The organism is Elizabethkingia argenteiflava (assembly GCF_009904105.1).
Lineage (GTDB): Bacteria > Bacteroidota > Bacteroidia > Flavobacteriales > Weeksellaceae > Elizabethkingia > Elizabethkingia argenteiflava.
The window spans coordinates 1-3,901 of sequence record NZ_JAAABJ010000598.1 but is presented as its reverse complement, the minus strand read 5'-3'; the positions used below and the strand labels follow the sequence as shown (position 1 = coordinate 3,901).

Sequence of the window (3,901 nt, the reverse complement as noted above, 5' to 3'; positions counted from 1 at the left end):
ATTTAAAAAATTCATTTTACTTTCAATTGTTATCAGTATCTCTAATATTTTTTCATAATTTGCGGTAAAGTTGTTCATATTTAATCGTTTGTTAGACTATTAAATTTAGGTATTTAGCTAATAATGAGCAGCTCCCTTTTTTTTATCCTAAATGAACCACGGGTAATACAACATAAATCCAAATGTTCCAAAGCTCCTTCATCGCCATAGTGCTACTCGGCTAAAGGCTCTATAAAAGAAGAGAATAAAAATAAAAGAGGCTCTATTTTTTTATATTATTTATTTTTATTTATTCTAAATAAGGTGTAATATTGCAGTATAAAAAACAATCTGTATAGGGCAGTGATGGCCGGATACCAGATATAAATCATTAAAAACTTTATATGAAGACTATCGTATTAATTATGTTATGTGTATTACCTCTATGTGCTTGTAAAAAACAAGATATAAGCAAAGAGTCGGGAGGGATTGGTCAAAATAGCCAAGATCCTAAAACAGGGGACAGAATTATAAGCTTAAGCGGAGGCATCACGGAGGTAGTCAGTGCATTGGGACATGAGAATAGTATTGTAGGGGTGGATATTACCAGTACTTACCCTCAAACTCTAAAAGGAAAAGCCAAAGAGTTAGGACATGTAAGGTCTATGACCATAGAGCCTATTATGGCTTTAAACCCATCCTTAATTTTAGCGTCTGACAAAGATATCAGTTCTGAATTGTGGGATAAAATAAAGTTATCGGGTATAAAATTAGAAATTCTGAAACAAGAATATTCGGTGGAAGGAACCCTAAAGTTAATCGAACAAGTCGCCAGTATTTTAGGAGAAAAAGATTATAAAAATCTCAATAAAAAAATAGATGACGATCTCCAGAAAGTTCAGCATTTGATTCCGAAGCCTAAAGTTTTATTCATCTATGCAAGGGGGAATAATTTGTTGGTATCAGGAAAAAATACCCCTATGGATAAATTAATTGAACTTGCCGGGGGGCAAAATGCCATACAGGAGTTTTCAGATTTTAAGGCCTTGACACCAGAATCAATGCTAAAAGCCAATCCTGACGTGTTATTTTTCTTTACCAGTGGTCTTCTCAGTGCAGGCGGAGAAGAGGCTGTTTTAAAAATGCCTGGAGTATCCCAAACCAAAGCAGGTAAAAATAAGAGAATTATCTCTATGGATGGTGGTTTGGTATCGAGTTTCGGTCCTCGCATAGGAGAGGCTGTATTGGAATTGAATAAAAAATTGATCGAAAGTGCAGAATAAACTTTACCCGTATTTTATTATAGCCGGGATCCTGCTAATGATATTAGTACTCATCTCTATTAATACCGGTACCTATGATTTTGGTCAACAGTCTGCATTTAAAATATTATGGGCAATGATTACCCAAGATTCACAACTTTTAAAAACCGATGAATATATTATAGCCCAAGTACGTTTGCCGAGGATTATAATGTCGATTTTAATAGGGAGTATGTTGGCGGTTTCAGGGACTTTACTACAGGGGTTATTCAAAAACCCTTTAGCGACAGGGGATTTAATAGGGTTAACTTCTGGAGCCACCTTATTAGCCGCCGTAGCCATTGTTCTAGGGAAGCATTTTAGAGCCTATATTCCAGATGTGCTGGAGTATTCCATAGTTGGTCTATTCGCTTGTGTGGGCGCTTTATTGGCTATGTGGTTGGTTTATAAAATCTCTACCTCAGCCGGTAAAACCCATGTGGTGGTGATGATGCTTACTGGAGTGGCGATCACCGCCGTAGGTTTTGCGATTACGGGTTTCCTTATTTATATGGCCAAAGACGAAGAATTAAGAGATTTAACTTTTTGGAATTTAGGGAGTTTAGCCGGGGCAAGTTGGAGTAAAAATGCAATATTATCCCTATTATTAATCATTTCTTATACTAAACTATTAACTAGGGGTAAATCCTTAAACGCTATGATGTTAGGTGAGAACGATGCCTATCATTTAGGGATTAATGTAGAAAAGCTTAAGAAGCAAATCGTAGTTATAACAGCTTTGATGATTGGAAGTTGCGTGGCTTTTTCTGGAACGATTGGGTTTGTAGGTTTAATCGTCCCATATATACTACGTTCACTTTTCAGATCTAACTATACTTTTATTCTCCCTTTGTCTGCTATTTTTGGGGGCATATTGCTTTTAGCAGCCGATACTCTGAGTAGGAGTGTGGCGGCCCCATCAGAAATTCCAATCGGTATTCTGACTGCATTGATGGGAGGACCTATATTTATCGTTATTTTAATGAAATATAAAAAACATCTATCATGATAAAGGCTCAAGGGATTCACTATAAACATAAAAATTTCCGTATTTTAAATGGTGTGGATGTGAGCTTGGATTATGGAGAGCTATTGTCGATTGTAGGACCGAATGGAGCTGGAAAATCAAGTCTATTGAGTATTTTGGCCAATGAGATTAAGAGTAATCAGCAGTCTTACATTTTTTTTAAAAATAAAGCGCTCTCCGATTGGCATATTCAGGATTTATCCAAACATAAAGCTAAATTTTCTCAACATAATAACCATGACATACCTCTTCAAGTAAAAGATATTGTGATGATGGGGCGTTATCCCTATTTTACTGGACATCCTGAGAAACAAGATTGGGACGCTATGAATAAAATACTCCTCGAAACTGACCTTTTTTATCTCAAAGACAGAGACTATTATACGCTTTCTGGGGGGGAGAAACAAAGAGTTCATTTTGCCAGGCTCATGGTACAGTTGGAGAATAACCTATCCCATAAAATTGCTTTTTTAGACGAACCACTTAACCATATGGATATTAAATACCAACATCTCCTGATGGGGGTGATTAAAGATTTTACTCGAAAATCTAATGGCGCCATTGTGGTGTTACACGATCTAAATCTGGCTGCCCAGTTTTCAGATAAAATTTTATTGATGAAGAATGGAGAAGTATTGGCCTATGGAAAACCTCAGGAAGTATATACCCAACAAAATATCAGTAAAGCCTATAATTTTTCCTGTAGCATTTGTGAAAACCCTATACATCCATCTCCCATGATTATTTTTGGTGAGTCCACATGTGCCAGAGAAGGGGCTGTAAACTTGAAAATATAAAATTATAAAAACAATTCAATGAATACATATAATACGTTAAAAGGAAATTTAAAAGAAAAATGGAACCAACTTAAGTTAGAGCAGCCCCATATAAAAATTAGAGATGCCGCTCAAAGACTAGAGGTCAGTGAAGCAGATCTACTAATAACCAAGATAGGAGAAGGGATAACCGTTCTAAAGCCTCATTTCAAAGAAATATTACTCGAAATAGAATCCTTGGGAAAACTTATGGCCTTAACCAGAAATGAGGAATGTGTACACGAGAAAAAAGGAATTTATTTGAATGGTGATTTTAGTAATCCTCATGCTCAGTTATTCGTCGGAGAAGATATCGATCTTAGGATTTTTTTAACTGCTTGGAAATATGCCTTTGCGGTGGAAGAGGGGCAAAGGAAAAGCTTGCAGTTTTTTGGTAAAGACGGGGGCGCTCTTCATAAAATATACACGACCAAAAACACCGATTACGAGGCTTTTGACCGCTTGGTACAAAAATATAAAGACGATTATCAAGATCAGGAATTTATTTTTGAGCCATTTGTAGCAAAATTAAAGCAAAAGCCTGATGAAGAAATTGATGTGGAAGAATTTAGAAAAGCCTGGTTGAAGCTCAAAGACACTCATGATTTTTTTATGATGACCAAAAAATTTGGCGTTACCCGAAATCAAGCTTTACGTTTTGCGCCCTCAGGATTTGCCCGTAAAATTGATCCTAAAAAAGTAGAAAACTTACTTGAAACTTCTTCCATTAAAAAGCTGCCTATTATGGTTTTTGTAGGGAACCGGGGGGTGATTCAGAT

The 3,901-nt window shown here is 36.2% G+C and carries 4 protein-coding genes; all 4 read left to right on the top strand.

Annotated elements, in window-relative coordinates:
* Positions 1 to 383: 383 nt before the first annotated feature.
* Positions 384 to 1,262 carry a heme/hemin ABC transporter substrate-binding protein gene (locus GNY06_RS10140; protein WP_166519970.1) on the top strand — a complete coding sequence of 293 codons (879 nt, stop codon included), beginning with the start codon at positions 384 to 386 and terminating at the stop codon, positions 1,260 to 1,262.
* Positions 1,252 to 2,289: a FecCD family ABC transporter permease gene (locus GNY06_RS10135; protein WP_317163782.1), complete on the top strand. Its 1,038-nt coding sequence runs from the start codon at positions 1,252 to 1,254 to the stop codon at positions 2,287 to 2,289. The genes GNY06_RS10140 and GNY06_RS10135 overlap by 11 nt, the downstream gene beginning before the upstream one ends.
* The gene (locus tag GNY06_RS10130; RefSeq protein ID WP_166519969.1) at positions 2,286 to 3,104 is read left to right on the top strand and encodes an ABC transporter ATP-binding protein; all 819 of its coding nucleotides are present in this window, start codon (positions 2,286 to 2,288) and stop codon (positions 3,102 to 3,104) included. The genes GNY06_RS10135 and GNY06_RS10130 overlap by 4 nt, the downstream gene beginning before the upstream one ends.
* An 18-nt stretch (positions 3,105 to 3,122) precedes the next feature.
* Positions 3,123 to 3,901 (top strand): ChuX/HutX family heme-like substrate-binding protein (locus tag GNY06_RS10125; RefSeq protein ID WP_166519968.1); only part of this gene is annotated, 779 nt, incomplete at its 3' end.